The 25,819-nt window shown below is 72.3% G+C and carries 19 protein-coding genes; 12 read left to right on the forward strand and 7 right to left on the reverse strand.

The features are described 5' to 3' along the window. The first annotated feature begins 164 nt into the window (after positions 1-164). Positions 165-3,422, forward strand: coding sequence for an NB-ARC domain-containing protein (locus tag DFP74_RS29980; RefSeq protein ID WP_233571221.1), 3,258 nt, complete (start codon positions 165-167; stop codon positions 3,420-3,422). Positions 3,423-3,800: 378 nt separating this feature from the next. Here the strand turns inward: DFP74_RS29980 and DFP74_RS29990 are convergent, their stop codons facing one another. After that, on the reverse strand, positions 3,801-4,973 hold the full coding sequence (locus DFP74_RS29990; protein ID WP_121186928.1) for a hypothetical protein: 1,173 nt from the start codon (positions 4,971-4,973) through the stop codon (positions 3,801-3,803). Between the two features lie 443 nt (positions 4,974-5,416). Here DFP74_RS29990 and DFP74_RS29995 point away from each other — a divergent pair, with 443 nt between their 5' ends. Beyond that, entirely contained in the window at positions 5,417-7,432 is a 2,016-nt protein-coding gene (locus DFP74_RS29995) for an acyltransferase family protein (protein ID WP_121186930.1), read from the forward strand. A gap of 392 nt (positions 7,433-7,824) precedes the next feature. Then, a complete protein-coding gene (locus DFP74_RS30000; protein WP_121186932.1) occupies positions 7,825-9,612 on the forward strand; it encodes a tetratricopeptide repeat protein in 1,788 nt (595 codons plus the stop codon). A 109-nt stretch (positions 9,613-9,721) separates the two neighbouring features. On the opposite strand, the gene DFP74_RS30005 is transcribed toward DFP74_RS30000, so the two are convergent. Together DFP74_RS30005 and DFP74_RS30010 are read right to left on the reverse strand one after the other, a co-directional pair. Then, positions 9,722-10,183 carry a YkvA family protein gene (locus DFP74_RS30005; RefSeq protein ID WP_121186934.1) on the reverse strand — a complete coding sequence of 154 codons (462 nt, stop codon included), beginning with the start codon at positions 10,181-10,183 and terminating at the stop codon, positions 9,722-9,724. Between the two features lie 187 nt (positions 10,184-10,370). Continuing rightward, positions 10,371-11,882 (reverse strand): MFS transporter, encoded by a 1,512-nt coding sequence (locus DFP74_RS30010; protein WP_121186936.1) that lies wholly within the window; start codon positions 11,880-11,882, stop codon positions 10,371-10,373. 85 nt (positions 11,883-11,967) lie between these two features. Between DFP74_RS30010 and DFP74_RS30015 the strand changes: the two genes are divergently transcribed. The 9 genes from DFP74_RS30015 to DFP74_RS30055 all read left to right on the forward strand — a co-directional run bounded on the left by DFP74_RS30015 (position 11,968) and on the right by DFP74_RS30055 (position 21,148). Then, a complete protein-coding gene (locus DFP74_RS30015) occupies positions 11,968-12,369 on the forward strand; it encodes a MarR family winged helix-turn-helix transcriptional regulator (RefSeq protein WP_233571222.1) in 402 nt (133 codons plus the stop codon). 845 nt (positions 12,370-13,214) lie between these two features. After that, complete coding sequence (locus DFP74_RS30020) at positions 13,215-14,507, forward strand: hypothetical protein (protein WP_233571223.1); 1,293 nt, start codon at positions 13,215-13,217, stop codon at positions 14,505-14,507. 69 nt (positions 14,508-14,576) lie between these two features. After that, positions 14,577-15,347 (forward strand): Flp pilus assembly protein CpaB, encoded by a 771-nt coding sequence (gene cpaB, locus DFP74_RS30025; RefSeq protein ID WP_121186938.1) that lies wholly within the window; start codon positions 14,577-14,579, stop codon positions 15,345-15,347. 3 nt (positions 15,348-15,350) lie between these two features. After that, entirely contained in the window at positions 15,351-16,751 is a 1,401-nt protein-coding gene (locus tag DFP74_RS30030; RefSeq protein ID WP_121186940.1) for an AAA family ATPase, read from the forward strand. A gap of 61 nt (positions 16,752-16,812) precedes the next feature. Further along, positions 16,813-17,238, forward strand: coding sequence for a pilus assembly protein (locus DFP74_RS30035; protein ID WP_121188620.1), 426 nt, complete (start codon positions 16,813-16,815; stop codon positions 17,236-17,238). Further along, entirely contained in the window at positions 17,235-17,606 is a 372-nt protein-coding gene (locus tag DFP74_RS30040) for a TadE/TadG family type IV pilus assembly protein (protein WP_121186942.1), read from the forward strand. Before DFP74_RS30035 ends, DFP74_RS30040 begins: the two co-directional genes overlap by 4 nt. Before the next feature lie 167 nt (positions 17,607-17,773). Continuing rightward, positions 17,774-19,099 carry a CpaF family protein gene (locus tag DFP74_RS30045; protein WP_121186944.1) on the forward strand — a complete coding sequence of 442 codons (1,326 nt, stop codon included), beginning with the start codon at positions 17,774-17,776 and terminating at the stop codon, positions 19,097-19,099. Between the two features lie 197 nt (positions 19,100-19,296). Continuing rightward, entirely contained in the window at positions 19,297-20,229 is a 933-nt protein-coding gene (locus tag DFP74_RS30050) for a type II secretion system F family protein (RefSeq protein ID WP_121186946.1), read from the forward strand. 7 nt (positions 20,230-20,236) lie between these two features. Further along, complete coding sequence (locus DFP74_RS30055) at positions 20,237-21,148, forward strand: type II secretion system F family protein (RefSeq protein ID WP_121186948.1); 912 nt, start codon at positions 20,237-20,239, stop codon at positions 21,146-21,148. Between the two features lie 123 nt (positions 21,149-21,271). Here the strand turns inward: DFP74_RS30055 and DFP74_RS30060 are convergent, their stop codons facing one another. The 4 genes from DFP74_RS30060 to DFP74_RS30075 all read right to left on the reverse strand — a co-directional run bounded on the left by DFP74_RS30060 (position 21,272) and on the right by DFP74_RS30075 (position 25,777). Continuing rightward, complete coding sequence (locus DFP74_RS30060; protein WP_199725822.1) at positions 21,272-22,297, reverse strand: LacI family DNA-binding transcriptional regulator; 1,026 nt, start codon at positions 22,295-22,297, stop codon at positions 21,272-21,274. A 39-nt stretch (positions 22,298-22,336) separates the two neighbouring features. After that, entirely contained in the window at positions 22,337-23,782 is a 1,446-nt protein-coding gene (locus DFP74_RS30065; RefSeq protein ID WP_121186952.1) for a GH1 family beta-glucosidase, read from the reverse strand. Continuing rightward, positions 23,782-24,579 (reverse strand): carbohydrate ABC transporter permease, encoded by a 798-nt coding sequence (locus DFP74_RS30070; RefSeq protein ID WP_233571224.1) that lies wholly within the window; start codon positions 24,577-24,579, stop codon positions 23,782-23,784. The genes DFP74_RS30065 and DFP74_RS30070 overlap by 1 nt, the downstream gene beginning before the upstream one ends. A 91-nt stretch (positions 24,580-24,670) precedes the next feature. After that, entirely contained in the window at positions 24,671-25,777 is a 1,107-nt protein-coding gene (locus DFP74_RS30075; protein ID WP_121186956.1) for a carbohydrate ABC transporter permease, read from the reverse strand. Positions 25,778-25,819: the final 42 nt, after the last annotated feature.

Consider the following 25,819-nt stretch of genomic DNA (forward strand, 5'->3'; position numbering starts at 1 on the left):
ACACCCGGCGCCCTCGCGGTGACGAGAGCGTGAACGACCCCGGAGGCGGCGGTGGCCGACTGGACACCGCAACCCTTGCGGCGCAAGGATCGTCACGCCCGCGGCACCGGATCCCCCACGTCCGACATACGCGGACATGACGACGTCTCGGAGAAGGGATGGGCGTGAACAGGCTCTCCCGGCCGGAAGCCGATCCCCCGGCCCCCCACGCATGGCGCCCGAGCCGGATCGGGCTCGCCGCCGGCCTGCTGGTCCTGGGCGCGGGCACGGCCCTGCAGGGCGTCCCCGACCTCGTGCCGGACGGCGGCGGACTCCTGGTCCTGGGGCTCAGCGCCCTCGGCGCCGGGATGGCCGCCGTCGCCGGATGGCTGCTCGAACACCCCTTCGGCGGAGGCGACCGCGCCGTGGAGGAGGCGCCCGCGCTGCGTCGGCGGCTGCCCCCGCCCAGCGACTACTTCACCGGCCACGCCGACCTCATGGCGGAGCTGATGCGCGCGTTCGACCGCTTCCCGCGCCGCGGACCCCGCCGCCTGGTGAGCCGACCGGCGTGGACGGCCCGGCTGCGGCGCTCGCGGGGCCCGCTGACCATCGCGGTCACCGGGGAGGGCGGCACCGGCAAGAGCCAGCTCGTGGCGCAGGTCGTGCACCGCGTGGCGGACCGCTTCCCCGACGGCAAACTGGAGTTCCAGCTCTACGGCGACCTGGTACACGACGGCTCCGACGGCGGCCGAGCGCGCGGCTCCGTTCGCGGCTCCGCGCGCGGCACCGGCCGCCGGCTGCTGCGCGGATGGCTGACCGGCGGCGGCGCCGACCGTCGCGAGGACGCCGAAGGACCCGACCCGATCGGCCCGGTGCGGCGCGATCCCCGGCGGCCCGAGGACGTCCTCGTGCAGATGCTCGCCGAGATCGGCGTCACTCCTCCCGCGGGGGCCTCCCTCGACGAGCTGAGCGTGCTGTGGCGGTCCGCGACCGAACACCGCCGACTCCTGCTCGTCCTCGACAACGCCGAGGACTTCGCCCAGGTGGAGCCGCTGCTCCCCTACGGCCCCCGGTGCGCGGTCCTGATCACCAGCCGGGACGACTTCCGCGACGCCTCCCCGCACGTCCTGCGCCGCCACCTGGACCCGTTGTCCCCCGAGACGGGCCTGCGGCTGCTGCAGAGGTTCGTGGACGAGTCGCCGCACCGGCTCTCGCCCGAGGACCGCGCCGTGCTCCCCGACATCGTCGCCGCCTGCCACGGGTTCCCCCTGGCGATCTGCCTCATGGGACGACGGATCTCCATGGGGCGGGGGCCGGGTCCCACCGACCTCCTGCGCCACATGAACGACCCCATCCTGCGCTGGACGGTTCCGGGACTCCAGGCCATCGCCCGCTCGTTCGCGTTCGGCCTGGGGCAGTGCGAGCCCCGGGAGCGATTGCTGCTGCACCGGTTGGCCGGAGCCGGACTGACGACCTTCACCGCCTGGTCGGCCGCCGCCCTACTGGGGGTGACCGAGGAGGAGGCCAAACCGCTCCTGGTCCGGATGAGCCACCGCTACCTGGTCACGTTCCTCTACGAGGCGGGCGGCTTCGACCGCTACCAGCTGCACGACCACGTGCGCGACACCCTGCTGTCGGTGGGCCCGCACCTGCTCGGCGTTCCGAAGGAGGAGCGGGCGGACTGGTCGCAGGAGGCGCTGGTGCCCGCGGTGGACCGGTTGCTGAACGCGTTCGTCGCCATCGCGGAGGCGGCGGCGCGGCGGGCCGCACCCCACGAGTGGAGCTTCGGCGACTCCCTCCCGGCCCGCGCCGAACCGGCCGGGCGCCGGGGACGCGGCGATCCCGGTGCCGTCCGTACCCGCGACGAATCCGCACCGGGCGGCGCGGGCGGCATCGGCGGACCGTCCGCGCCCGCCGATCCGGCCGCCTGGCTCGAGACCGAGCGCCAGGGCTTCGAGGTGTGCTTCCAGTGGGCCGACCTGCGCGACCGGCCCGAGCAGGGGTGGCGGCTGCGCCGGGCCTTCGCCGTCCTGTGCCGGGCCGCGCGCACCCACTGGGGCGCGATGCGCGAGGCCACCCAGCGGGCCACCGCGCTCGCCCTGGAACTGGGCGACCCGTTCGCCTACGGCGTCTCCCTGCTCGACCGGGCCGAGGTCGCCAGCGGCCACGGCGACCACGACACCGGATACGAGCGTGCCCTGACCGCCCTCCACGTGCTGGAACAGCTGCCGTCGGTGGACCCGCGCTGGCGGGCCCGGGCGCACAAGGTCATCGGGGTGAACCTGTACCGCCGCGGCGACCTGGACGACGGCCGGGCCGAGATCGAGACGGCCGTGGGGATCTTCGCCGACCAAGGGGACCGTTGGTGGCAGGTGCGCTCACTGTGCAACCTGGCCGAGGTCGACCGCTTCCAGGGGCACCAGGGCCGGGCCTACGAGCTGATCACCCGTGCCGAGGACCTGCTCGTCGGATCCCAGGACGGGGTCGAGCTCTGGGCCCGGGTGCAGTTGCAGAAGGGCGAGGTGCTGCGGCTGCGCGGGTACGCGCTGCACGCCTGGTTCGTCCTGGACGACGAACGCGACCGGCTCACCGGGGACGCGCGAGGCGCATGGCTGCACGCGCGCTACCTGCGGAGTCTGGGCCAGCTGCCGACCAACCAGCTCAACCAGGAGGCCCGGTCCTGCGAACTGCTGTACTCCCCCGCCCACGAGCGGGAGCGGCGCCGTCTGGCCGCACGCGACCCGCGGTGGCGCGAGGAGCAGGCGGAGAGGGTGGCCGGGCTCTTCGCCGACGGCGGCCAGGAGTACGCCGCCCGGTTCGCCGAGGTGTCGCAGGCACGCGGGATCCTGCGCCGCCGTACCCGGCTGCGCGACGCCTGGCAGGTCTCGGACCAGATCGCTCGCCTGCGCCGGGCCGAGGCCGACTTCACCGACATCGGTGACGACTGGGGCCGCTGGCGCACCTGCCTGGTGCTCGGCCAGGCACGCATGGCCCAGGACCGCACGCGCGGCAAGGAGGACATGCTCCGGGCCGCCGACGGCTTCGGAGCGCTGGGCGACAAGTGGTGGCACGCCCGCGCCCTGCGGATGACCGCGGAGTCCCTGCACCAGGCCGACCGGCTGGCCGAGGCCGAGGAGCTGGCCCGGATCGCCGTCGAGGGGTACCGGGGCCTGCGCCACCGGTCGGGTCAGTTGCGAGCGATGAAGGTCCTGGCCGGAATCCTGACCCGCCGCGACCTGCTGCGGGCGTGGCGCACGCTCACCGAGGCCGTCCGACTCGCGGAGGAGGGCGTCCGGCTCGGCGTGGTGCCACCGTCGCTCTTGCAGGAGATCCGGGACATGCTGCGCACGGTCACCGCGCACGGTTCGGACGCCTCCCTGAGCGCGGAGCCGGACCGGCGTCCGCCCAAGCCCCGTCCCGGCGAGCACGCCGAGCACCCGTAGATTCCGAGCCGCCGCCACCGGCTCAGCGGCGCGGTGGTACGTCTCGGCCGACGGACACCGCACCCGCACGTGACCGGGGCCCCGGGGCCCCGGGGCCCGCGGATCGGGACGCGCCCCCGGGTGGGCCGGGCGCCCCCGCAGGGACGCGCCGGCCGGGAGTCACTCGGTGGGCGCCACGGCCACGGCGACCGCCAGGTCCTGCCAGGACATGCCGGAGCCCTTGAACACGTTGGGGCGGTCGGTCCGCCGCTCGGCCCGGCCGCGCACCAGCGGTGCGAGGCCGACGAGGTCGTCGGCGCTCAGGGCGCCCCCACCGATGGCGAGGGCGCGGGGTCCGCCGGACGGTCGGGGCGTACCCCGGGAGGGCTGACCGGACGGTCAGGGGGCCGTACCGCGGGAAGATCCGTCGGAGAGTTCGGGAACGACCTCGCGGATGCGGCGCGCGACCTCGTCGAACCCGCCCTGTTCCAGGACGTCGAGCTGGGCCCGCGCGAACTCCAGCCGCGGCGCGCCCGCCTCGACCGAGTCGATGAGGCCCCGGATGATGGCGACCTGCACGTCCCGTTCGGCGGCGTCATGGCCCGGGGTCTCCGCGGGCCACCAGTAGCTCTCGAAGCCCTCGCCGTCGACGTCGTTGCCCGGCCCGGGGCCGTCCAGTCCCCCGGCCTCGTCCAGGTGGTCCAGGTCGTCCAGTTCGTCGAGGTCGTCCAGGTCATGCAGGTCGTCGGCGTCGTGCGGCCCCCGCGCCGCGAGCCGCTCTCCGACCACGTGCGGGCCGCGCACGACCACGCCGTCCTCCAGCACCTCCCGCGCCGGGGAGACCGCGTCGCGCCGTGCCCGCGGCGTCCGCGCCGCCGCACCGAACCGCTCGGCCTCGATGGCGCGGACCGCGTCCCGCACATCCCGGTCCTTGCGCAGACCGGCGAGCGAGCGCAGCCGCTCGGCGTCCTCGTCCGGTAGCCGCAGCTCCACGTCCTCGGCCCACACCACGATCCCGGCCCCCGTGACCGCCGTCTCCACGGCCAGCCTGGCCGCCAGGTCGCACTCGGCCAACCCGTGGTCGCCCGGTTCGGTCCCGCTCACCAGCTCGGCGGCCCTGGTGACCACCGCGTGCACGGCCGGGGCGACGGGGTCGCGCAGTCTCAGGTCCACGTGCCCGTTCCAGCGCCAGTGCACGACCCCGGCGAAGACGAGGTCGTAGTCCGCCACCGCGCTCGGCAGGGCCACCGGCCGGATCCGACGACCGGTTCCGGCGGGGACGGGAGGATGTTCGGCCGACGCCGACCGCCCGTCGGGTTCGTGCCCCGGCTCCCCCGCGGACGCGCCGGAGGCCGCGGTGCGCTCCCGGGCCTGGGCGTGCGCCCGCGTCCGCAGCAGGACGGCGGTCACGGCCATCAGCACGAGCGGGACCCACAGCAGGGTCCACCGGCCGATGAGCGGGAACAGGACCAGGGGTGTGATCACCACCACGGCGCCGACGGCCGCGAGGCGCGCCCAGGTGACGGGAGTGACAGGGGTGAAGGGAGTGACGGGGGCCTCCTCTCGCGGCACGGCCGGCGGGGGCCGGGCACTGCGGATGACCGGACACGGTGGCGGGGGTCGCACGCGCGCCCGCGCGGGGAACGGGGAACGCGGAGCTGCCGACGGTCCGTACCGACAGTGTGCCCGAGTTCCGGAGTGCGTGCGCCACGAACCGCCCATCGGGCCCCTGTCCAGCCGATCCCCCGGAGGGAGGGCTGGAGCCGGAGGCTCCCGGTCGAGGGCGGCGGCCCCCGATCGGCGCGCACCGGTCCATCTGATCCCGATTCGACGGGAAGGCGAACTTCCGGCCACGGGAGCGTGACCGTCGAGCTCAAACTCGGCGAACTCCGCCCGCCGCGTTGCCTTGGCGGTCGCCGCGGGCCGTTCGAACATAACAGGATCAGTTCATCGCATCCGTGGCCGATTCCCCCGCGGCCCGTCCTCGACGCCGAATCCGCTCCGGAGTCCACCGCATGCATGCCGCACCCGCCACGGCCGAACGCCGTTTCCGCCCCGAGGTCCAGGGGCTGCGCGCCGTCGCCGTCCTGATCGTGCTCGTCTACCACCTGGACCCGGCCCTCCTTCCGGGCGGCTATGTCGGGGTCGACGTGTTCTTCGTGATCTCCGGCTTCCTCATCACGTCGCTGCTCCACCGCGAGGTCACCGCCCACGGCCGGGTCTCGATCAGCGGTTTCTACGTGCGCCGGGTGCGTCGTCTGCTGCCCGCCTCCACGGTGGTGCTGGTGGCCACCGGCGTCGCGGCCTTCGTGATCCTGCCGGGCTCGCGCCTGACCGACACCGCCTGGCAGCTGGTCTCCTCGGCCGCCTACGTCGAGAACCTGTACCTGGCCCGGCAGGCGGTGGACTACCTGGCCGCCGAGGTGCCGCCCAGCCCGGTGCAGCACTTCTGGTCGCTGTCGGTGGAGGAGCAGTTCTACGTGGTGTGGCCGCTGCTCTTCGTCGTGTGGGCCCTCACCTGGCGGTGGCGGCGGAGCACGTGGGTGCTGACGGCGATCCTGGGCACGGTGTTCGTGGCGTCACTGGTCTGCTCGGTCGTGCTGACCGGTGGCGGCGACGCCGGCGCCTACTTCCTGCCCACCACGCGGGCCTGGGAACTGGCGGCCGGCGGCCTGTTGGCGGTCGCCATGTCCCGCGGCGACCTGCCCGAACTGCTCCGTCGGCCGCTGGGGTACGCGGGGCCGGTGGCGATCCTGGCCGCCGCGGTGCTCTACGACGACGGCACGGCCTTCCCGGGGTGGGCGGCCCTGCTGCCGGTCCTGGGCGCGGTCGCCGTGATCGCCGCCGGGCCGGTCCCCGCCTCGGCGCCGCTGCGCTCGGCTCCGGCCCGCTGGCTCGGCGACGTCTCGTATTCGCTGTACCTGTGGCACTGGCCGGTCATCATCCTGCTGCTGGCGCTGACCGGCCAGGAGGGGCTGGGCGTCGTGGGCATCGTGGCGGCGGCCACGGTGTCGCTGCTGCTGGCGTGGGCGACCAAGGTCTGGGTGGAGGACCCGGTCCGCGACCGCCGACTGGTGCCGAACGTGCGCCACGCGGCCGTCGTGGTCGCGGCGAGCGTGCTGGCGGCCGCCACCGTGAGCGGGGCCACCCTGGTACGTGTGGAGCGGGAGGCGGCGGTCTCCTTCGACCCGGCCGTCCACACGGGCCCCGCCGCCCTGGACCTGGCGTCGGCCCCCGAGCCCGCCCCCCTGTACCCGCCGCCGGTCACGGCCGAGGAGGACATCCCGGTCCTGTACGACGACGAGTGCCACGCCTCGCATGACGACAGCGACCCCTCCGACCCGTGCGTGTACGGCCCCGAGGACGCCGAGCGGACCGTCGCCCTCCTGGGTGACTCGCACAGCGCCCAGTGGTTCCCGGCGCTGGAACGGCTGGCGAACGAGCGCGGCTGGCGCGTGGCGGTGTTCACGAAGTCCTCGTGCGCGTTCACGGACACGCTGATCCGGCGCCCCGACGGCGGCGCGTACACGGAGTGCCGCGAGTGGAACCGCGCGGTCGTGGACGAGTTGGGCGAGCTGCGGCCGGACCTGGTCGTGACGAGTTCGTCGGTGATGAACGGCCCGGTGGAGAATGCGTCGGCGGTGGAGGACGAACAGGTCATCGCCGACGGAATGAGCATGTTGTGGACCGACGTGCTTAAGGTGAGCGGCCGCCTGGTGGCGGTGCGCGACACCCCGCGGACCCGCACCGACGTGACGGAGTGCCTGGAGACGCACGGCGACGACCCGTCGGCGTGCGAGCTGCCCGAGGACGAGGCGTTCACCCGCGAGGATCCCCAGGAGCTCGCCGCGGCGGACGTCGGCGAGGGGGCCGCCCTGGTGGACCTGAGCGACCGGTTCTGCGTGGACGGCACCTGCCCCGCGGCGATCGGCAACGTGGTCGTCTACCGCGACTCCCACCACATCACCGGCACCTACGTGGAGATGCTCACCGACGACCTCGCCGAGCAGATGGACGCCGCCCTGGCCTAGGCCGTGTTCTTTGCGGCATTCCGGGCTCGCGGCCGCCAGGCCCGCCTCTCGCGGCGCCTCTGCGCTCGTCAAGCACAACCAGGCTGAACTTCGCCCATCGTCTTGCGAGAGACGACCTGACGACCGCGAGCTCACCCGAAAGCCCGCAGAAGAACACGACCTGGGCGTGTACTTGGCGGCATTCCGGGCTCGCGGCCGCCAGGACCGCAGAAGAACACGGCCCCGACGTGCACCGCGCCCACCTCCCTCCGGGGGCGATCGCGTCCGCCCGCCCTGGCACGGGCCCGGCTCGCGCACACCCCGCCCCGGCCGGTCCGGGACGACCGGAACCTGCGAGGGTTCTCCTGCGTCAACCCGAGCACGCAGGCCGCAACCGAGGCAGACGGAGAACCATGACCGAGGCACACGAGGGCACCGCCGACCCACGGTTGGAGGCCGAGGGCGAGCTGAGCATGGCCCGGCTCGCGCTGGACGGCGGCGACCTTCGCCACGCCGCCGACCACGTGGCCGCGGCCATCACCTTCGCCCCCGCCCTGCCCGAGATCCACGAGCTCCTGGCGCACCTGGCCCGCCACCCTCAGGGCGGCGCCGACCTGTTCCCCATGGACGAGCGCGTGTACCTGGGCACCGTCGTGTGCCGCGGCCACGTCCTGGCCTCGCTCGGCGACCGGACCGAGGCCCTGCGGCTCCTGGTCTCGGCGCAGTGCCACAGCCCCGAGCGCGCCTGGGCCGACGTGCCCTGGATGTACGACCCCGACCTGGGCGCCGCGCTCGCCCCGGAGGCGGTGTGCGACGCGCTCGGCCGGCTCATCGGTGTGGTGGGCGATCCCGTTCCGGAGGAGGGTCGCGCGGCGTTCGCGCCGTTCCTGTCGCTGGTGCGCTCGGCCACCGCCGCGCACACCGGCCACGCCGTGCTGTCGTGGAGCGCCTCGATCCTCGTGCGCCGCCTCGGGGACACGGAGGCCGCCGTCGAGCTGGCACGGCGCTCGGCGCGCATCGAGCCGTCCGTGCCCGCCGCGGTGGCGCTCGGCACCGCCTACCGTGCCCAGGGCCGCTGGACGCAGGCCGAGCAGGCGTGGCGCCAGGCGCTGGACCTGGAACCCGACAACCTCGCCCTGTACACCGACATGGCCGAGATGCTGGCCGAGGCGGGGCGTCCGGAGAGCGCGATCGCCTGGGTCGAGGCGGCCCTGAACCAGGACCCCGACCACCCCAACGCCTTCCCCACCGCGTGCATGCTCTGGTTCGAGCGGGACGGCGACCTGGCCCACCTGGTGGCGCTCTCGGACCACCTGCGCGCCCGCCCGGACAACACGCACGCCGCCGGCGTCCTGGCGCGCGTGGCCCGCGACATCCCCTGGATCGGCACGTACGTGGGGCCGACCGAGGCGATCGTCAACATGTTGCACCAGGGCCTGGAGTCCGCCGACACCTCGTCCTCCCCCGAACTGAGCGTGGCCCTGTCCGCCCCCGAACCGCCCAGTGCCCTGATGGCGTTCGCCCGCGCGCTGCCCGGCTGCGACATCACCGTGGGGGACGTCCATCCACCGGACCCGCGCTACACGGTCCCCGAGGTCTTCGGCGACGGCAGGCTGGAGCCGGTCCGCCGCCGGGTCTGGGTCTTCGACGGGACGGACCCCGCGCCCAACGTCGCTCCACCGTCGGCGACGGCCGCCGAGACCATGCGCGACCTGGCCCTGCGGACGTGGCAGCACCCCGTGCACGCCTACGACGAGGGGGTCCGGCTGGCGGGCCTGGGCCTGGCCGACCTGCTGGGGGTGCTCGTCCACCCGCCCGAGCCGCCGATGGAGGAGCCCGGGGTCTGGCCGGACTGGATCCGCCTGGTGCAGATCTGGGCCTGCCTGGGGCTCGCCCACTACGAGGCGGACCACCCCTGGCCGGATTCGGTCCGCCGTCGGGCGCTGGTCGACCTGGCCTTCGGTCCGGAGGACTGGGTCACCGAGGCCGCCCTGTTCGCCCTGGTCTCGCTCGCGTGGACGCACCCCGAGGACCGCGCGGACATCGCGGGCCTGGTCACGGAGCGCTTCGTCGCCGCGGTGGAGGCGGCCGGGTCCCGCCCGGTGACGATCCTCGACTCGCTCGCCCATCTGGCCCTGGCCACGCCCGAGACCGCGGACGAGGTGCGCTCCCTGGCCCGCGAGGTCCTCGCCGCGGAGTGAGGTCCGAGCACGCACCGCATCAGGCCCCGCATGCGTCAGGGGCCCCGCGCTGGTCGCGCGGGGCCCCTGATCGAGCGGACGGGTCGGCGCCGCGGGTCGGCGCCACGAGTCAGCGTCGGCGGTGCGCGGTGGCGGTCGGCTCCTCGCCGCGGGTGTCGGCGGTGCCGGGCGCCTCGGAGCGCGGGTCGGCCCCGCTCTCCTTCCCCGCTCCGGGCGTGTTGCTCCGCTGGAAGGCCTGCTGGGCCTGTTCGTCGCGCTCCCAGCGCACGAAGCGCTCGCTCTCCCCGAGCACCATGGTCGTCAGCCAGACCGCGACACCGACGTCGTCGGCCAGGCCCAGGAGCGGCACGAACAGCTCGGGGATGAAGTCGATCGGCGAGACGATGTAGACCGTCAGCACGAGCATGCCCAGCAGCTTGCCCCCGCTGAGCTGCTGGTAGCGCCCGCGGAACCGGGCGCCGAGCATGCGCGGGACGGCGCCCGCCCTCTGCCATACCGACACGCGGCTGTCGGTGTTCTGGATGACCTGCCAGGCGGCCGCACCCGCCGCGGAACGGTTTTCCCTACGCATCGTCGCTCTCCTTCGGGGGTGTGACTTCTTAAGATATGACGCGAAGTCACTCGGATTCGTTCCCTCGGACCCACGGTCCAACCCCGCTGGTGGGAGCGATCGGGTCCGGCGACCCTCCGGAGGCCCTCCCGTGGGGGCGGTGGGGCGGCGGAGGGCGCAAGGTGCGGCCGCCGTCACGTTCGCGTGATCACACCCCCGCCTTCTCCGCCAGCCGGTCCGCGGCCTCGGCGTCGGCGGCCATGCGGGCGCCGGCCGCCCGGCGGCCCCGCGCCAGGAGCGGGTACACGGCGATCAGCACACCGGTCAGGGCGACGGCGGTGACGAAGACCAGCGCGGGCCGGAACTGGACGAGCATCTCCTCGGCCCCGCTCGCGGCGCCCTGGCCGGTGGCGTGGTCCACGGCGATGATCGCGGTGGTGACGGCCAGGACCAGCGCCCCGCCCACCTGGGCGGAGGTCTGGACCAGACCGGCCGCCAGGCCCTGCTCCTCGTCCTGGACGCCGGAGGTGGCCTGCACGTTGATCGCGGGGAAGGCGAGGGCGAAGCCGAGCCCCAGCAGCAGGGCGGTGGGCAGCATCATGCCGACGTAGGCGAACTCCGGCTCCACCCGCAGGAACAGCAGGTAGCCCGAGGACAGGGCGATCAGCCCGGCGGCGATCAGCTTGGGGGTGCCGAAGCGGCTGATGAGCCGGTCGGCGAAGGGCGCGCTGAGGACCACGAGGATGCCGGCGGGCAGCAGCGACAGGGCCATCTGCAGCGGCGTCTGCTCCAGGGCCTGCTGGAGGAAGAGGGTGAGCAGGAACTGGAAGCTGATGAAGCTGCCCATCAGCGCGACCGCGCCGACGTTGGCCCGCACCAGGGTTCCGCTGCGCAGGATGCCCAGCCGGACGAGCGGGTGGCGCACACGGTTCTCCACCCACACGAACAGGGCCAGGAGGGCGAGGACGCCCGCGAACGAGGCGATCGTGACGGGGTGCGCCCAGCCGGTCTCGGGCGCGGTGACGACGGTGTACACGAGCAGGAGCATGGTGGCGGTGAGCGTGGCCGCGCCGACGAGGTCGTAGCCGCCGCGCGCGTCGGGCCGGTCCTTGGGGATGAGGGCCAGACCCGCGAGCAGGGCGATCAGGGCGAAGGGCGCGCCGAAGAAGAAGGTCCAGCGCCAGCCGAGCGACATCAGCAGTCCACCGAAGAGCAGCCCGGAGGAGAAGCCGCTGGCGCCGAACACGGTGTAGACGGACATCGCGCGGTTGCGCTGGCGACCCTCGGCGAACGTGGTCGTGAGGATCGACAGGCCGGTCGGCGCGGTGAAGGCGGCGGCCACGCCCTTGATGAAGCGGCTGGCGATGAGCAGCGTCCCGCTGTCGACCAGGCCGCCGATGAGGGAGGCGGCGGCGAAGACGCCGAGCGCGATGAGGAAGACGCGGCGGCGGCCGAGGAGGTCGGCGGTCCGCCCGCCCAGGAGCAGGAACCCGCCGAATCCGAGCACGTAACCGCTGATCACCCATTGGAGGGAGGCGGTGGACAGACCGAGTTCGGCACCGATGGAGGGGAGCGCGACGGCGACCATCGACACGTCGAGGCCGTCGAGGAACAGGGCGAGGGACAAGACGATCAGCAGGCCCCAGAGCCGCGGGGACCAGCGGGAAGCGTCAGGCGTCAGGCCGCGCGAGGCCGCGGGCCGGTTCAGTGCTGTGGACATGCCGAGGACATTACATGCACACGCATCTAATGTCCAAGCATTAAATGACTGGGCATATGATGTCACCGCATGTTAAACTGTTCGCATGTTCCAGATGGCGGACCCGGACCCTGACCTGGCCGAACAGTGGCGACAACTCATGTCCTGCTACCACGGCACCGCGTGCGCGCTGGAGCGTGAGCTCAGCCAGCGGCACGGCCTGGGGCTCAGCGAGTTCGAGACGCTGGACCTGCTGATGAAGGCCCCCGACCACAAGCGGCTCGTCCACGAGCTGCTGGCGGCCACGCACCTGACGCAGAGCGCCCTGTCCCGCACCGTGGCCCGTCTGGAGAAGCGCGGACTGGTCACGCGCGCGATGTGCGTGAACGACCGCCGCTCGGTCACGGTGACGCCCACCGAGGAGGGACAGCGCGTCCACGCCGACGCCCTGCCCACGCACAGGGCCACCCTCGCGGAGCGTCTGGGAGCGCGCAGCCCCCAGGCGTGAGCCGCCGCGAGAGCCCAGGCGAGTCCGGCGCCCCTCGCGGGACCCTCGAAGAGCGCCTTCGACGAACACCCGCCGGACTTCCGGCGAACACTCGGAACGCACCCGGGCGTGAGCCGCGAGCGCCCCGACCACGCCCCAGTGGGCCCTCCGACGGGTGCGCCCCTCCCGCTGCGGGCGCGCCGCTCCCCTCCTGGACCGGCCGTCGCACGACTGTGATGCGCACCACGTGACCGCCTTCCCCGGCGCCGCCCGCACCGCGCCCCTCACCGCCTCCGCACGCCGCCCGCCGCGCCTGTGCCCACAGCAGGCCCACCCGACACAGAAGTCACATCAGACCCTGGAACAACGCTTTCGCAGGTCGCGGGCCGTGCCGCCCCGATCGCGTTGTCCACAGATTCCCTTCGGCCCTGGTGACCTGGGTGGCGGAAGGGCATTCTTAGGTGGGACGGACAACTGACGAACAAGGGACGGGAGTACATGTGCGTGCCGCAACCACACAAAAAACTCGAGTACGCACAAAACACCCCAACCTCACCGTGTCCACTCCCTGGCCACATGCGGCCAGGGCGAGCAGACCCTCACCATGGGTACACGACCAGGTGCGCTCGGATTCCGAACCGGCTCGGCCAGCACCGCAGCGTCCCGCCCCTCGCCGCGACCCGGCGCGCGGAACGCTGCGACCCCCGTCATCCGCCCGAACACCCACCAGGTCGTGACAAACGCGAGCCCTCCCGCGCTCGGGCACACATTCGTTACGATGCGTCCGAGTGTCACGTCACCCCGCGAGGTGCCGCTCCGGTCCACAGCACCCCTCCCCAGCGCGCAGAACCGATGGAGCTTGCCCAGTGTCCACAGCCCTACCGCGGTCGGCGTCGACCGTCGCCCTGTTGGCGGACATCCCCAGCACGGGCCATGTGGGCGAGGTCCGGGCGCGGCGGTTCGCGATGCACGGCGACGGCATCGGCGAACGCAGCGCCGCGTTCGTCGCCTTCGCCCAGCAGGAGACCGACGCGGGTCGCAAGGTCGTCGCGCTCTACCCGTCCTGGCGTGCCGCCGACGCCGAGCGGGCGATCAACTTCGCCCGGGGTTCCCAGCGCACCGACCACATCGCCGGAATCGCCCTCGACCTCTCGCCTCTCGCCCTCTCCCTGGTCGCCGACCAGCTCGCCTACCTCGCCCCGTACCTGCCGCCCGGCATGGTCGCCGCCCTGTGCGGTGAACTGCCCAAACACCTGCTCGCCGGAGCCTGGCTGCGCACGGTCGCGGGGCTGTCCACCATTCCCACGACCTTGAAGCACCACGTGGGCTCACTGGCCCCCACGGTGTCCTTCCTGGCCTACTGCACGCCCACGCAGCAGGTCCAGCGCATGCGGCCGGCCGACGTCGCCGCCACCCTGCCCTTCCGCCCGGTCCAGCCGGTCCAGCTGCTGTGCTCCACACCGGACCCGGCCCACACCGACGTCTTCGACGACCACCTGCCGCAGGCCATCCAGCCCGTGGCGACCCGCACCCTGCCCGTCCAACCCCTGGGGCCCGTGTACTGGGGCACACCGAAGTACGTCGAGTTCGTCGCCCTCAGCGCGCACCCCCAGGCGCTGGCCTACGCCGCCAGTTCCATCCGCGCCTCCGCCTGCTCCTGGTGCGGTGAGCCGGTCTCCACCAAGCCCTGCCCGTTCTGCGCGGCCAACTCCACCCGGACGTCCTCGCGCACGACCACCCCGCGCCCGGCCCGGGCCACCGGCCACGGTCCTGCCACACGCAACGGCAGAGCCGTCGACGGACCGGCGGGCGGCGGGCACACCACCGCCGCTCCCCCGGCCGCCCAGGCCCCCAACGAACACCGGCCGACACCGGGCCCGCCCCCGAACGGGCACCGACCGACAGCGGGACCGCCCCCGAGCGGTCCGTGGCCGACACCGGACCCGGCCCCGAGCGGGCAGTGGCCGGCACCGACACCGACCCCGCTCGCCGAACCGGCGCCCGACCCCGAACCCCTGCCCGGCCTGCCCGGCCCCTCCTACGGAACCGTCGGCGCTCCACCGGCCCATCCGCCCCGACCGCTCGACCGATCGCGGGAGAGCTCCCCGTTCTCGGGCAGCGCGCCCCAGCCCGAGTTCCCCCGGACCTACTCCCGCTAGGACCGCGCACGGCGCCGACCCCGGACGCGCGCGCACGGCCCATGACGACACTGGAAACGGATACCCCACATGAACCCCCGTCAGCGACGCGGCGTCCTGCTCATGGTCGTGGCCGCCCTCGGTGCCGTCGCCGTGTTCGCCTCCGTGTTCACCTACCTCAGCGCCCAGCAGGACCGGCTGGGCTCCTTCGACACGGTCCTGCGCCTGGCCGAGGACGTGGACGCCTACCAGGCCGTCGACGCCGACTCGGTCGAACGGGTGGAGGTGCCGAGCCAGTACTTCGACCCCGAGGTCTTCATCACCGACCTCAGCGAGATCGAGACCCCCGCCGACCAGCAGCTGGTCGCCTCCACCCATCTGGAGGCCGGCGTCTACCTGCAGCGCGGCATGGTGCAGCCCCAGCCGACGCTCACCGACGGGGAGCGGGAGATCGCCATCATGGTGGACGCCGAGACCGGCGTGGCGGGCAAGGTCCGGCGCGGCTCGGTCGTGGACATCTACGGCACCTTCCAGCCCCGCGACCACGGCGAGGCCTGCGCCGTGCGCGTCATCACCGAGGTGGAGGTCCTGGACATCGGCGAGCTGCGCACCCAGGAGGACGACGGCGGCGGTGTCTCCGGGGTCGTCCCGGTGACCTTCCGCCTGGAACCGGAGTCGGCGCTGCAACTGGCCTACGCCGAGGACTTCGCCACCAAGCTCCGACTGGCGCTGGTGAGCGCGGAGGGCGGCGGAGCGACCGGTGAGGCGGAGTTCTGCAGCGGAGACTTCGACGATCTCTTCGACGGCGGCTCCGGCGGAACGGACCAGACCGACGAGCGGCCCGCGCCGCGAGAGGGGTAGACGTTGAACTTCCGAGTCCTGGCGGGCATGCCCAACTCCGAGACGGAGATGGTCCTGGCGGCGCGCTTCGAGGAGCTGGCCGGCGCCGACCTCGTGGCCACCCGGTCCACCACGTCGGCCCTGCTCGACGCGGCCGGGGAGTATCCGGAGATCGACGTGGTGCTCATCCACCAGGACCTGGGCCCCGCCCCGGTCTTCGACGCCATACGCGACCTCTCCCACCGCCACCCGCAGCTCGCGATCCTGCTGGTCTCGCCCACGATGGACCCCGACACCTTCACCGGCGCGATGGAGTCCGGCGCCCGCGGGGTGCTCCCCGACGACTCCGGCATCGCCGAGCTGGAGACCCGGATCAGCAAGGCCGCGGAGTGGTCTCGCACCCTGCGCCGCCACCTGGAGTCGGCCTCGCTCGACGTGCCCGCCTCCGGTGTGCGCGGCCGGATCGTGGCGCTGAGCGGCGCCAAGGGCGGCGTGGGCACCACGACCTGCGCCGTGCACCTGGCCATGGCGGCCGCGGCCGCCGGCCGTGTGGTGTGCCTGGTGGATCTGGACCTGCAGACCGGCGACCTGCCCGCCTTCCTCAACCTGCGCCACCGCCGCTCCATCAGCGACCTGGCCGACGCCGGCGACGACATCAGCCCGGGCATGCTCGCCGAGACCCTGTACGTGGACGCGCGCGGACCGCACGTGCTGCTCGCCCCCGAACACGGTGAACGCGGCGAGGACGTCAACGCGCGGGCCACCCGCCGTGTCCTGGGGGCGCTGCGCTCCCGGTACGAACTGGTCATCGTGGACTGCGGCTCCACCATGAACGACGCCACCGCGATGGCCGTCGAGCTCGCCGACAGCACCGTCGTCACCGTCACCCCCGACGTCCCGGCGCTGCGCGGCGCCCAACGCCTCATGGCCATGTGGGAGCGCCTGCAGATCCGCGCCCACGAGGACGTCTTCTCGCTCGTCACCCGGCACAGCCGCAAGAACGAGATCCAGCCGGACTTCCTCCAGCAGCTGCTGGGCACCAAGGTCCTGCGCACCCCGGTTCCGGCCGCCTACCGCGCCCTGGAACCCGGGGAGAACAACGGCGACCCCTCCAAGGTCACCGACGAGGGGCTGCGCAAGGCCTTCGCGCGCCTGGCCTCCGAGCTGGACCTGCTCAACGCGCCCGCGCAGCCGGGCGCCGGCGGCAAGGGCGGTGCGGGACCCACACCGCCGGGCGGACTGACGGCCCGGCTCGCGGCTCAGGCCGAACCCCTGCCCTCCACCCGCGACGTCTCCGGTTTCCTCAACGGCTCCGGCGCGCCCGCGCGGATGTCCGACACCGGCACGCACCCCCTGGGCCGCCCCGGCCCGCCGATCCCCGGAACTCCCGGCCCCGGTGGAGGTCCCGGTGGGTTCGGTGTCTGAGCGGCCGCCGGCTCGCGGACCGCGCACACGCCGGCGCGGGAACGACCGCGGCGGCGTCATCGTGGAGTTCGCCGCCGCGGTGCCCTTCCTGCTGTTGGCGCTGGCCCTGGTGTGGCAGGTGCTGCTGCTCGGTCTCACCTCGATGTACGCCTCGCACGGCGCCGCCGAGGCCGCGCGCCAGGCCGCGGTGACCCCCGACGAGCCCGCGCGCATCGAGGAGGAGGCCCGCAAGCGGGTCCGCTCACCGTGGGACGGCGACGACGTGATGACCGTCGCGGTCGTCGAACGCGACGGGCGGCGCTACGCGCAGGTGACCCTGGCCATGCCGATCTTCCTGCCCGGCGCGTCCGGGCCCTGGGACATCACCGGTGAGGCCGGTGTGGTGGCCGAGGTCGCGCCCCGGGGCGGGCCGCCCGACCAGGATCCGCCGCCGGAGGACCCGGCTGAGTCGCCGCCCGAGGTCCAGCACCGGGAGGTGGCCGGATGAGCGCACTGCGCGCCCGCGGGCGCCACGCCGACCGGGGCGGCCCCCTGCTGGAGTTCGCCGCGATCTTCCCCATCCTTCTCATCACCGCGGTGGTCGCGGTCGAGGCCTTCCTGGCCTTCGTGGCCGCCGAACGCCTGGAGTCGGCGGCCCGCGCGGGAGCCCGGGTCGCGGGCAGCCAGGAACTCGGCGGTGCCGAGGCCGAGGCGCGCGCGGCCCTGCCCGTGTGGCTGGACGACGCCACCGTCACCGCCTCGGCCAACGACCACGACGGGTTCTACGTCGAGGTCTCCCACCCGCTGCCGATCGTCTTCTCCGCATCGGGGTTCGACCTCACCCTGACCCGACGCGTGGACATGCCCGATGTGTGAGGACGGGCGGCCGCCGACGGACCCGGGCGACGAGGGGGTCGCTAGGGCGTTTTCCGTGGATGCCGCCCGTCGCGCGGCAGGGCGAGTACCCACGGAACACGCCCTAGGGTGCCGTGCGACCGGGCGCGCCACCGACGAACACGCTCCGAGGAAGGGGGACACAGGCCATGGGTCTGAAGGATCGTCTGGAAGAGGACCGCGCCGCCGAGGGGCGGACGGACAGCAGCAGCGTGACGCACTGGCGCCGGCGCCTGCTGGAGGAGATCAACCTGGAGGACCTGACCCGGCTGACCCTCGCCCAGCGGCGGGTCCGGCTGGAGAAGGTCGTCGGGCACATCCTGACCCGCGAGGGCCCGGTGATGTCCGAACGGGAACGTTCCGTGCTCATCCGCCGCGTCGTCGACGAGGCCCTGGGACTGGGAGTCCTGGAGCCCCTGCTGGCCGACGAGACCGTCACCGAGATCATGGTGAACGGGCCGGACAACGTGTTCATCGAGCGCGGCGGGCGCATGCAGCGGGTGGACGCGGCCTTCAACGGCGAGGAACAGCTCTACCAGACCATCGACCGGATCGTGTCGCTGGTCAACCGCCGGGTGGACGAGTCGTCACCGATGGTCGACGCCCGGCTCCCCACCGGTGAGCGCGTCAACGTCATCATCCCGCCGCTGTCGCTGTCCGGGCCGATCCTCACCATCCGGCGCTTCCCCAAGCCCTACCCGGTCGAGGAGCTCGTGCGGATGGGCAGCCTGGACCCCGCTACGGGCATCCTGCTCGCGGCGATGGTGCGGGCACGGTTCAACATCGTGGTCTCGGGCGGTACCGGCAGCGGCAAGACCACCTTCCTCAACGCCCTGTCGGCGTTCGTTCCCACCACCGAGCGCATCGTCACCATCGAGGACTCCGCCGAGCTCCAGTTGATGCAGGACCACGTGGTGCGGCTGGAGTCGCGCCCGCCCAACATCGAGGGGCGCGGCGAGATCGCCATCCGCGACCTGGTGCGCAACGCCCTGCGGATGCGCCCGGACCGCATCATCGTGGGCGAGGTCCGCGGCGCCGAGACCATCGACATGCTCCAGGCGATGAACACCGGCCACGACGGCTCCCTGGTGACCGTGCACGCCAACTCCGCCGACGACGCCATCTACCGGTTGCAGACCCTGGCCACCATGAGCGAGGGGCACGTGCCCTACGACGCGATCCGCGACCAGATCAACAACGCCGTGGACGCGATCGTGCACCTGGGCCGGTGGCCGGACGGCTCGCGCCGGGTCAACGAGATCGCCGTGGTCTCCTCCCGCCGCCGTGAGGAGTTCCGGCTGGACCCGGTGATGCTGTTCGAGGCGCTGCCGATGGCCGCCAACCGCGCCGTCGAGGGCGAGTTCCGCCACTACCCCCTGCCCCGGCACGTCGCCGGACGGATCTACCACGTGGGCGAGACCATCCCCGCGGCGTTCGGCGTGGTCAGCGACGACTCGAAGAGAGGTGGTCGCTAGCCCACCCGTCACCGCCACCGGCCCCGGGGTCGCTCCGCGAGGCGTGGGACCACCACCCTCGGCCCTCGGCCGCAGCACCCCCGCCCCTCGCCCGCCACCTCCCCGGGGTCGCTCCGCGGGAGGTGGGGCCACCGCCCTCGACGGACGGCCGCAGCACCCCCGCGATCCGCATCCCCCCGACCCGAATGGAGTCCCCGTTGAACTGGCAGATCATGGCGATCCTCGGCGGTCTCGCCCTGGTCCTGGTCCTGGCCCTGTGGTCTCTGTGGGAGTTCGTGGCCAGCGCCCAGCAGCGGCGGTTGATCGCCGCCCGCAGCGCCCTGGCCCAGGCCGAGTACGAGGCCGCGACCCCCTCCGCCCGGCTGGACGCGGCGATCTACCGCACCCAGTGGGGCGCACGCCTGCACCGCCGGATCGCCCGCTCGGGGTCGGAGGTGCGGCTGTCCACGTTCGTGGGGGCGCTGCTGGGCGGTTCGCTGCTGGCGGTCATCGTCGTGTGGCAGGTGCTCGCCCCGTTCTTCGGGATCCTGGCCGCGGCGGGTGTGGCGTTCCTGTTCTTCTCCTATCTCAACCGGGCCGAGGCCAAGCGGCGCGAGGAGTTCACCTCCCAGCTCCCGGACCTGGCCCGGGTGCTGGGCAACGCCACCTCGGCCGGCCTGGCCCTGCCGACCGCGATCTCGATGGCCGCCGACGAGTTGGACGGCCCCGCGGGCGAGGAACTGGGCCGTATGGCCGAGTCGATGAAGCTCGGCGCCAGCCTGGAGGAGGCCGTCAAGGAACTGCGCGAGCGCATGCCCTCGCGCGAGCTCGGCGTTCTGGTGTCCACGCTGGTGGTCGCCTCCCGCTCCGGCGGCTCGCTGGTCACGGCCCTGCGCAACATCTCCACCACCCTGGAGAACCGCAAGGAGACCAGACGCGAGGTGCAGACCATCCTCAGCGAGACCACCAGCACCGTGTGGGCCCTGGGGTTCATGTCCGTGGGCGCGCTGTTCATGATCAACGCGATCGAGCCGGGCATCATGCGCGTGATGACCACGTCCGTCGCGGGCATCGCGGTGCTCCTGACGGTGGCGGCCCTGTTCACCATCGGTTTCGTCCTGGTGTCGCGCATCACCAAGTTCAACCTGTGAGGCCCCGGTGAGTGACCTGCTCTTCCTCTTCCCCCTCGTGGCCGCGCTGGCCGGCGCGCTGGTCGTGCTGGCGGCGTGCTACGGCCTGTACATGACCATGTCCCAGACCCGGGTGCCCGGCAACGACCCCACCATGCACCTGCCGCGGACCAGGAGCGAACAGACCTTCGTCCTGCACCGGATCACCGAGGCCGTCGGACGGCCCTTCGCGCCCTCGATCCTGGCCTCCCTCGGCCACCGGCGGCGCCGGTCGATCTCCGAGCGGATCGAGGCGGCGGGCCGCCCCGACGGTCTGACCCTGGAGCGCTACCTCCAGCGCAAGGTCGGCGAGGTGGCCCTGTACGGCTCGGTCGGCGTGCTGATGTTCGTCACCGGCAACCCGCTGATCGGCCTGATCGTGCTGGCCTTCGCCGGGCTGACCGACCTCAGCCTCTACGTGCAGGGCCAGGAGCGCGCCGACCAGGTGCAGTCGCAGCTGCCGGACTTCCTGGACGTGCTGGCGGTGACGGTGAGCGCCGGGATGTCGTTCCGTGCCGCCGTGGCCCGGGTGTCGGAGTCCATGCCGGGCGTCCTGGCCAGCGAGTTCGCACTGGTCCTGCAACAGATGGACCTGGGCACGTCCCGCCGGGAGGCCTTCGAGACACTGCGCCGACGCAACCGCAACGAGGCGCTCAGCAAGTTCGTGACCGCGATCCAGCAGGCCGAGGAGCTGGGCTCCCCGCTCAGCGAGACCCTGGTGAACATCAGCCTGGACATGCGGCGCGCCGACGCCCAGTACATGCGGCGCAAGGCCCAGCGGATGAACCCCAGGGTCACGATGGTGACCGCGGTGACCCTGTTGCCGGGCCTGCTGCTGCTCATCGTCGGATCCATGTTCCTGGGCACCGAGGTCAACATCGGCGCGATCCTGGGCGGTTGACGGCGCACCCGAGGGGAAATCCGGGATCGGGGAGGAATCAGGCGACGGAAACAGTTCGTGGCATGATCCGGGCCGGAGGCATCGGGCCGACAGGGCCGGAACAGAGTCGTTCGCGGACCACGGTCATGCCGAATCGCGAATCACGAGTGAGCTCGTCAGCCGCACGACCCGGTCGGTGGGCTTGCCCTCGATCAAACCGACCAGCATCTCCGCCATGCGTTGTCCCATCTGCACGATCGGATGGTGCACAGTGGTGAGAGCCGGTACGAGTGCCGATGCGATCTCGCCGTCATCGAAGCCCACGACCGCTATGTCCTCGGGGATGCGCAGCCCGCGCGCCTGAAGCACCGAGTAGGCGCCCGCGGCCATCTGGTCGTTCGCGGCGAACAGCCCGTCGATCGGCTGGTTCCGGTCGAGCAGGCGACGCATCGTCTCCGCTCCGGAGGCGATGGTGAAGTCCCCGATCTCCACCGCGTTGTCAGGCAGCCCGGCCTCCTTGAGTGCCCGACGCCAGCCGCGGAGGCGATCGATGCCGGGCGGCATATCCTGCGGACCGGCGATGGTGGCGATGTTGCGTCGGCCCCGGGAGACGAGGTGTTGCGTTCCCCGGGCAGCGCCCTGTTCGTTGTCGACCTCGATGTAGTGCCTGGTCTTCTCGCCGATCAACGGCCGTCCCGCGAAGACGATCGGCAGTGAACTGTCCAGAGTGGTCCACGACAGGTCTCCCATGTGATGGGACACCACCAGGACGCCGTCGACGTTGCTGCCCATGAGATAGCGCCGTGTCTGTGCGGGATTGGTCTCCGAAGAGATGACCATGTTGAGCGTGTACTCGACACCCGAGAGGTACTGCGACATACCCTCGACGACGGAGCCGAAGAACGGGTCCGCGAAGACTTTCGTGGTCGATTCGGGAACCACGAGCGTCACCGCCTGCGCGCGCTTGGTCACGAGTGACCGTGCCGCGCGGTTGGGCACATAGTTGAGGGCGTTCACAGCTTTGTTGACCGCGGCGACAAGATCCGGATCCACGGTCGTGGCGCCGTTGATGGCGCGCGACGCAGTGGCCCGTGAGACGCCGGCCAGTGTGGCCACCATCTCCAGTGTCGGCGCAGCTCTGGACTGCTCCGAAACCGCATCGCCTGTCACAGTACCTCCGTTCGTAGGTGTGCCCTCAGGGAATGGCCGTCAGGTGGGGCGTTGGGTGCCGAGCGGGTCCATCGGCGTCGACGCCTCGGACACGGCGCTGATCAGACGGGCGTAGGCCCACCCGCTGTCTTTGACAGTACGTCGCAGTGAGTCGTAGTCCACTCGTACGATACCGAATCGCTTGCCGTACCCCCAGGACCACTCGAAGTTGTCCAGCAGCGACCAGACGAAGTAGCCGCGGACGTCGGCCCCCTCGTCGATGGCCCGCCCCACCGCGGCCACGTGGTTCAGGAGGTAGTCGGTCCGTTCGACGTCGTGGATGCGGTTGTCGGCCGCCACCTCGTCGTCGTAGGCCGAGCCGTTCTCCGTCACGTACAGGGGCGGAAGGCCGGGGTACTCGTCGCCGAGCCGCACCAGGAGGTGGCGCAACCCGTCGGGGTTGACCTCCCACCCCATACCCGTGCGCGGCAGCCCCCGGCTGGGGAACGCGATCTCGGACCCGATCCAGGCCGAGGCCGTGGGGCGCTGGCCGCCGCCCGCGTGCCCGTCGCCGCCCCGCTCCTCGATGTGACCGCTGATCAGGTCGTCGTGGTAGTGGTTCACCCCCAGGAAGTCGAGCGGCGCCGAGATGATCTCCAGGTCACCGGGCTGGACGACCTCCGCGAGGCCGAACGGTGCCAGGTCGCGCATCGTGTCCTGCGGGTAGGAGCCGCGCAGCAGCGGGTCGAGGAAGACGCGGTTCTGCAGCGAGTCGAAGCGGCGTGCCGCCTCCAGGTCGATCGGGTCCTGCGGATCCTTGGGTATCGAGTTGCTCAGGTTGAGCGTGATGCCCAGGTGCTGCGCTCCGCGCGCCCGGAGCTCGGCCACGGCCAGGCCGTGCGCGAGGTGCTGATGGTGCAGGGCGGCGATCGCCGCCCGGGGGTCCTGCCGGCCGGGCGCGTGAGCCCCGGAGCCGTACCCCAGCAGCGAGGAGCAGAACGGCTCGTTGAAGGTCGTCCAGTGCTCGACCCGGTCGCCCAGCGCGTCGTAGACGTCCGTGGCGTACTCGACGAAGCGGTAGGCGGTGTCGCGGTTCGGCCAGCCGCCCCGCTCCTCCAGTGCCTGCGGTAGGTCCCAGTGGTAGAGCGTGAGCCACGGCAGGATGCCGGCCTCGAGCAGCTCGTCGACCAGACGCGAGTAGAAGTCGAGGCCCTTGGCGTTCACCGCGCGGTCGCCGGGGCGCACGCGGGCCCAGCTCGTCGAGAAGCGGTAGGAGCCCAGGCCGAGCCGCTTCATGAGCCGCACGTCCTCGGGCATGCGGTGGTAGTGGTCGGCCGCGACCTCGAGGTCCTCACCCCGGGCGACGGCGCCGGGGACGCGCGCGAAGGCGTCCCAGACCGAGTCCTCCTTGCCGTCCTCGTGGCCGGCGCCCTCCACCTGTGCGGCGGCGGTCGCCGATCCCCAGAGGAATCCCGCCGGCCAGACGTTCGGATCCATGGGTGTCATCAGCCCTTCACCGCTCCTTGCATGATTCCGGAAATAAGCTGCCTGCCCGCCAGTACGAAGAGCACGAGCAGGGGGATGGTCGCCATCACCGCGCCGGTCAGCACGATCGAGTAGTCCACGAAGTGCGCGGACTGGAGCTGGCTGAGAGCGGTCTGGAGGGTGGGGTTGTCGGCGTCGAGCACCAGCAGCGGCCACAGGAAGTCCGTCCAGGCCATCATGAACGTGAACAGCCCCAGGATCGCCATCGCCGGCCGTGCCGCCGGGAGGGCGACGTGCCAGAAGGTGCGGATCATGCTGGCGCCGTCCACGCGCGCCGCTTCGATCAGCTCGCCGGGGATGGCGGTGACGAGGTACTGGCGCATGAAGAAGACGCCGAAGGCGGTCACCAGGGTCGGGATGATCACCGCGCCGATCTCGCCGGTCCAGCCCAGCGTCCGCATCAGCATGAACAGGGGGATGATCCCCAGCTGGGTCGGGATGGCCATGGTCACGACCACGCTGACCATGAGGCCGTCCCGGCCCTTGAACCTCAGCTTCGCGAACGAGTACCCGGCCAAGGTCGAGAAGGTGACGACGGAGACCGTGATGATGCTCGAGATGAGGATGCTGTTGCCCAGGGCGAGCCAGAACGGGATGGCGTCGAAGACCTGGCCGACGTTCGTCCAGAAGTTGCCACCGGGGAAGAGCGGGGGCCAGTCCAGCCCGAGGGCGGCGTTGGACCGGCTGGCGATGACCGTCGACCACCACAGCGGGTAGACCGAGCCGACCAGGAGGGCGATGAGCAGGCCGTAGGTCAAGAAGCCGGGGCGGCCGCGGCTGCCCCCCGACCGTCTCCCCCGTCGTGACGGGCGCCTCGGGCCCGCGGCGGGGGCGGGACGGGTTTCCAGATCAGCGCTCACTGGAGCTCCTGTCGACGGGGGGTGACACCCGCGGGCCGGCGCCGTCGGCGCGGTCCACGCGCTCGGCGGCATCCTCCACGCGCCGGGCCGCGGCGACCGCGGCTCGACGCGCGCGCCGACCGTCCCGGGGCACGGTGGCCTCCCCGGAGGGGATCCTGCGGGAGAAGAGGTAGTTGACCGACGCGAACAGCACGATGATCAGGAACAGTAGCCACGCGACGGTGGCGGCCTTACCGAAGTCCTGGCGCTGGAAGGCCATCTCCCAGAGGTAGAGCACCGTCGTCTGGAACTGGCGCTGGGGCCCACCCGACGTGGCCGGGTCGAACAGGCGCGGCTCGGTGAAGATCTGGAGCCCGCCGATGGTCGACGTGATCACGACGAAGGCCATCGTCAGCCGGATGCTGGGCAGCGTGACGCTGAAGAACCGGCGCACGGCACCGGCCCCGTCGATCGACGCCGCCTCGTAGATGTCACGCGGGACGGCCTGCATGGCGGCGAGCAGGATCAGCGCGTTGTATCCCGTCCACCGCCAGTTGACCATCGACGCGATCGCGATGTGGCTGGGAATGACGTCGCTCTTCCACCCGATCGGGTCGATCCCGATGTTGGTGAGCAGGTTGTTGATGAGCCCGTACTGCTCGCCGTACATGTTCGTGAAGATGATGGCCACGGCGACCGGGGTGACGACGTACGGCACCAGGATCGACATGCGCCAGAACGTCTTGGCGCGCAGGTTCTGGTCCAGGATCGCCGCGATGCAGGTGGCCATGGCGACCTGCGGGATCGTCGACCACAGGAAGATGCTGACGGTGTTGAGCAGCGAGTTCCAGAAGAAGCGGTCCTGCAGCACCTCGGCGAAGTTCCGTAGGCCGACGAAGTCTCCCTGGCCACGGAGCAGGTGCCAGTCGTAGAGCGAGACCACGAAGGTGTAGACCAGCGGAAAGAGCCCGACGAGGGCGAACAGGAGGAAGAACGGCGCGATGTACAGGTAGGGCGAGGCTTTGACGTCGAGGGCACTCAGCCGGTTCTTCAGTGGGGGTTTGGGTGTTGTCCGTGGCGGCACGGTCGCTTCGGGCCGGTCCACTGTGGTTTTCATGTCAGTCTCATATCCCGCCGGGGGCCGACGGTCCGTCTCCGG

This window comes from Nocardiopsis sp. Huas11 (assembly GCF_003634495.1).
Taxonomy (GTDB): Bacteria; Actinomycetota; Actinomycetes; order Streptosporangiales; family Streptosporangiaceae; genus Nocardiopsis.

Excerpts from the sequence above, each read along its gene's own strand:
- DFP74_RS29995 (WP_121186930.1), top strand. The coding sequence starts at position 5,417 with ATGCATGCCGCACCCGCCACGGCCGAACGCCGTTTCCGCCCCGAGGTC.
- DFP74_RS30000 (WP_121186932.1), top strand. The coding sequence starts at position 7,825 with ATGACCGAGGCACACGAGGGCACCGCCGACCCACGGTTGGAGGCCGAG.
- DFP74_RS30005 (WP_121186934.1), bottom strand. The coding sequence starts at position 10,183 with ATGCGTAGGGAAAACCGTTCCGCGGCGGGTGCGGCCGCCTGGCAGGTC.
- DFP74_RS30010 (WP_121186936.1), bottom strand. The coding sequence starts at position 11,882 with ATGTCCACAGCACTGAACCGGCCCGCGGCCTCGCGCGGCCTGACGCCT.
- DFP74_RS30015 (WP_233571222.1), top strand. The coding sequence starts at position 11,968 with ATGTTCCAGATGGCGGACCCGGACCCTGACCTGGCCGAACAGTGGCGA.
- cpaB (WP_121186938.1), top strand. The coding sequence starts at position 14,577 with ATGAACCCCCGTCAGCGACGCGGCGTCCTGCTCATGGTCGTGGCCGCC.
- DFP74_RS30040 (WP_121186942.1), top strand. The coding sequence starts at position 17,235 with ATGAGCGCACTGCGCGCCCGCGGGCGCCACGCCGACCGGGGCGGCCCC.
- DFP74_RS30045 (WP_121186944.1), top strand. The coding sequence starts at position 17,774 with ATGGGTCTGAAGGATCGTCTGGAAGAGGACCGCGCCGCCGAGGGGCGG.
- DFP74_RS30065 (WP_121186952.1), bottom strand. The coding sequence starts at position 23,782 with ATGACACCCATGGATCCGAACGTCTGGCCGGCGGGATTCCTCTGGGGA.
- DFP74_RS30075 (WP_121186956.1), bottom strand. The coding sequence starts at position 25,777 with ATGAAAACCACAGTGGACCGGCCCGAAGCGACCGTGCCGCCACGGACA.